Source organism: Stenotrophomonas sp. HMWF023 (genome assembly GCF_003060985.1).
GTDB lineage: Bacteria > Pseudomonadota > Gammaproteobacteria > Xanthomonadales > Xanthomonadaceae > Stenotrophomonas > Stenotrophomonas lactitubi.
Genome location: NZ_QAIJ01000035.1, coordinates 1,786 through 5,437 on the forward strand (window position 1 = coordinate 1,786; position 3,652 = coordinate 5,437).

Here is a 3,652-nt window from a genome sequence, read left to right on the forward strand (position 1 = left end):
GTCCTCGCTGCGCTCGACCTTGCGCATGCCCTTGCCGCCGCCGCCGGCGCTGGCCTTGATCAGCACCGGGTAGCCGATGCCATCGGCCTGGGTGCGCAGGAACTCCGGCGCCTGCTGGTCACCGTGGTAGCCCGGCGTCAGCGGCACGCCGGCCTCGGCCATCAAGGCCTTGGCCGCGCTCTTGTCGCCCATCGCGCGGATCGCACTGGCGGGCGGACCGATGAAGGTGATCCCCGCTGCGACGCAGGCGTCGGCGAAGTCGGCGTTCTCGGACAGGAAGCCGTAGCCGGGATGGATGGCCTGCGCGCCGGTGCGGCGTGCGGCATCGAGGATGGCATCGCTGCGCAGATAACTCTCGCGCGCGGCCGCCGGGCCGATGTGGATGGCTTCGTCGGCCAGGCGCACATGGCGTGCATTGCGGTCCGCATCGGAATACACCGCCACGGTGGCGATGCCGAGGCGACGGCAGGTGGCGATGACGCGGCAGGCGATCTCGCCGCGGTTGGCGATCAGGACTTTGCTGAACATGGCAACAGACTCGGTCATGGCACAGGTCACATGCGGAACACGCCGAAGCGCGTCTGCTGCGGGGGAGCGTTGAGGCTGGCTGACAGGGCCAGGGCCAATACCCGGCGGGTATCGACCGGATCGATCACGCCGTCGTCCCACAGCCGCGCACTGGCGTAATACGGGTGGCCCTGCTGTTCGAACTGGTCGCGGATCGGTGCCTTGAATGCATCCTCTTCCTCGCCCGGCCACTGCCCGCCCTTGGCTTCGATGCCATCACGCTTGACCGTGGCCAGCACGCTGGCCGCCTGTTCGCCGCCCATCACGCCGATGCGTGCGTTCGGCCACATCCACAGGAAGTTGGGCGAGTACGCGCGGCCGCACATGCCGTAGTTGCCGGCACCGAACGAGCCGCCGATCACCACGGTGAACTTGGGTACCTTGGCGCAGGCCACCGCCATCACCAGCTTGGCGCCGTCCTTGGCGATGCCGCCCTGTTCGTACTTGCGGCCGACCATGAAGCCGGTGATGTTCTGCAGGAACAGCAGCGGAATGTTGCGCTGGGTGCACAGCTCGATGAAGTGCGCGCCCTTCAGTGCGGACTCGGAAAACAGGATGCCGTTGTTGGCGATGATGCCGATCGGATAGCCATGCAGATGGGCGAAGCCGGTCACCAGGGTGGCGCCATAGCGCGGCTTGAACTCGTCGAAACGCGAACCGTCGACCAGCCGTGCGATCACCTCACGCACGTCGTACGGCTTGCGCGTATCGGCCGGGATCACCCCGTACAGTTCGTGCGCCGGCAGCAACGGTTCTTCCACCGGCTGCAGCGCCATCGCTGCTTCGGGTTTGCGCCAGTTGAGCTGGGCGATGATCGCGCGTACCCGTGCCAGTGCCTGCAGGTCATTGTCGGCCATGTGGTCGGCAACGCCGGAAATGCGCGTGTGCACATCGGCACCGCCCAGCTCTTCGGCCGTCACCACTTCACCGGTGGCCGCCTTCACCAGCGGCGGGCCACCGAGGAAGATCGTGCCCTGCTCGCGCACGATCACCGTCTCGTCGCTCATCGCCGGCACGTAGGCGCCACCGGCGGTGCAGCTGCCCATCACGCAGGCGATCTGCGGAATGCCCTGCGCCGACAGGTTGGCCTGGTTGTAGAAGATGCGACCGAAATGGTCGCGGTCGGGGAACACTTCATCCTGCAGCGGCAGGAAGGCGCCACCGGAATCGACCAGGTAGATGCACGGCAGGTGGTTCTGCTCGGCGATCTCCTGCGCGCGCAGATGCTTCTTCACCGTCACCGGGTAATAGGTGCCGCCTTTGACCGTGGCATCGTTGGCCACGATCACGCACTCCACGCCACTCACGCGGCCGATGCCGGCAACCACGCCGGCGGCGGGCACGGCGTCGTCATACATGCCGTGCGCGGCCAACGGCGCGATTTCCAGGAACGCACTGCCCGGGTCGAGCAGGGCATCGATGCGGTCGCGCACCAGCAGCTTGCCGCGTGCGGTGTGCTTGGCGCGCGCCGCTTCGCTGCCGCCAAGTGCGGTGCGGGCGAGGGTGGCATGCAGGTCGTCGACTACGGCCTGCATCGCCGCGCGGTTGCTTTCAAACGTATCGCTGCCCGGTTGCAGCTGGCTGCCTAGGATGCTCATGGGGTGCCTTACAGGGTGCGCTGGAACAGTTCGCGGCCGATCAGCATGCGGCGGATCTCCGACGTGCCGGCGCCGATTTCATACAGCTTGGCGTCGCGCCACAGGCGGCCGGTCGGGTATTCGTTGATGTAGCCGTTGCCACCGAGGATCTGGATTGCCTGGCCGGTCAGCCAGGTCGCCTTCTCGGCGGCGTACAGGATCGCGCCGGCCGCATCCTGGCGGGTGGTGCGGCCCTGGTCGCAGGCGCGTGCTACGGCATACACATAGGCGCGGCAGGCGCCCAGGCCCACGTACATGTCGGCGATCTTGGCCTGGATCAGCTGGAAGCTGCCGATCGGCTCACCGAACTGGTGGCGCTCGTGCACATACGGCATCACTACATCCATCGCTGCAGCCATCAGGCCCAGCGGGCCGCCGGACAGCACCACGCGCTCGTAGTCCAGGCCGGACATCAGCACGCGCACGCCGCCACCGACCGCGCCCAGCACGTTCTCTTCAGGAATCTCGCAGTCCTGGAACACCAGTTCGCAGGTGGGCGAGGAGCGCATGCCCAGCTTGTCCAGCTTCTGCGCGGTGGAGAAGCCCTTCATGCCCTTCTCGACCAGGAAGGCGGTGATGCCTTTCGCGCCGGCCTCGACGTCGGTCTTGGCGTAGACCACCAGCACGTCGGCGTCGGGGCCGTTGGTGATCCACATCTTGTTGCCGTTGAGCACGTAGCGGTCGCCGCGCTTGTCTGCGCGCAGCTTCATCGACACCACGTCCGAACCCGCGCCCGGTTCGCTCATCGCCAGCGCACCGATCTTTGCGCCGCTGCACAGGTCCGGCAGGAAGCGCTGCTTCTGCGCCTCGGTGCCGTTCTTGCGCAGCTGGTTCACGCACAGGTTCGAGTGCGCGCCGTAGGACAGGCCGATGCCACCGGAAGCACGCGAGACTTCTTCCATCGCCACCACGTGGGCCAGGTAGCCCATGCCGGTGCCGCCGTATTCTTCTTCCACGGTCAGGCCCAGCAGGCCCTGCTCGCCCAGCTTGGGCCATAGTGCCAACGGGAACTGGTTGGTCGCATCGGTCTCGGCCGCGAGCGGCGCGATCTCGGCAGCGGCAAAATGGGCCACGCTCTGGCGCAGCAGGTCGATATCTTCGCCGAGGTCGAAGTTCAGGGATGGCACGTGCATTGCGATGGCTCCACGAGGGAAGGTGGGGAATGGACGCACCCGGAAGGGGAAGCGGGCAGCTGTTCACAGCAGCAGCCCGCGCGGGCGATTGGACCCCAGCGTAGCGGGGTTCGGGTAAGAAGTGAATACAAATTCAAAAATTGAAACTAGACTCAGAACATGGCCTATAAACGCTCAGCATTGATGGAAGAACGCCTGGCCGGGGCCCGTGAACGGATCCTGCTGGCCACCCGCGAACTGGTCGCCACCGGCGGCTGGCGCAACGCGCCGGTAACGGCGGTGGCAACCCAGGCTGGGGTCTCCACCGGCTTGATC

Annotated in this window: 3 protein-coding genes and 1 pseudogene; 1 reads left to right on the forward strand and 3 read right to left on the reverse strand. The window is 66.6% G+C overall.

Annotated features, from left to right (window positions below; all coding sequences use genetic code 11):
* The 3 genes from DBR20_RS22455 to DBR20_RS01510 form a co-directional block, all read right to left on the reverse strand.
* The coding region (locus tag DBR20_RS22455; protein WP_308812586.1) for a biotin carboxylase N-terminal domain-containing protein at positions 1 to 528 on the reverse strand (528 nt) is incomplete at its 3' end.
* A 26-nt stretch (positions 529 to 554) separates the two neighbouring features.
* Entirely contained in the window at positions 555 to 2,165 is a 1,611-nt protein-coding gene (locus tag DBR20_RS01505; protein ID WP_100554410.1) for a carboxyl transferase domain-containing protein, read from the reverse strand.
* A gap of 8 nt (positions 2,166 to 2,173) precedes the next feature.
* Positions 2,174 to 3,337, reverse strand: coding sequence for an isovaleryl-CoA dehydrogenase (locus tag DBR20_RS01510; protein WP_089241527.1), 1,164 nt, complete (start codon positions 3,335 to 3,337; stop codon positions 2,174 to 2,176).
* Positions 3,338 to 3,496: 159 nt separating this feature from the next.
* Here DBR20_RS01510 and DBR20_RS22460 point away from each other — a divergent pair.
* Positions 3,497 to 3,652: pseudogene (locus DBR20_RS22460) on the forward strand (TetR family transcriptional regulator); the annotation flags it as partial.

Excerpts from the sequence above, each read along its gene's own strand:
- DBR20_RS01505 (WP_100554410.1), bottom strand. The coding sequence starts at position 2,165 with ATGAGCATCCTAGGCAGCCAGCTGCAACCGGGCAGCGATACGTTTGAA.
- DBR20_RS01510 (WP_089241527.1), bottom strand. The coding sequence starts at position 3,337 with ATGCACGTGCCATCCCTGAACTTCGACCTCGGCGAAGATATCGACCTG.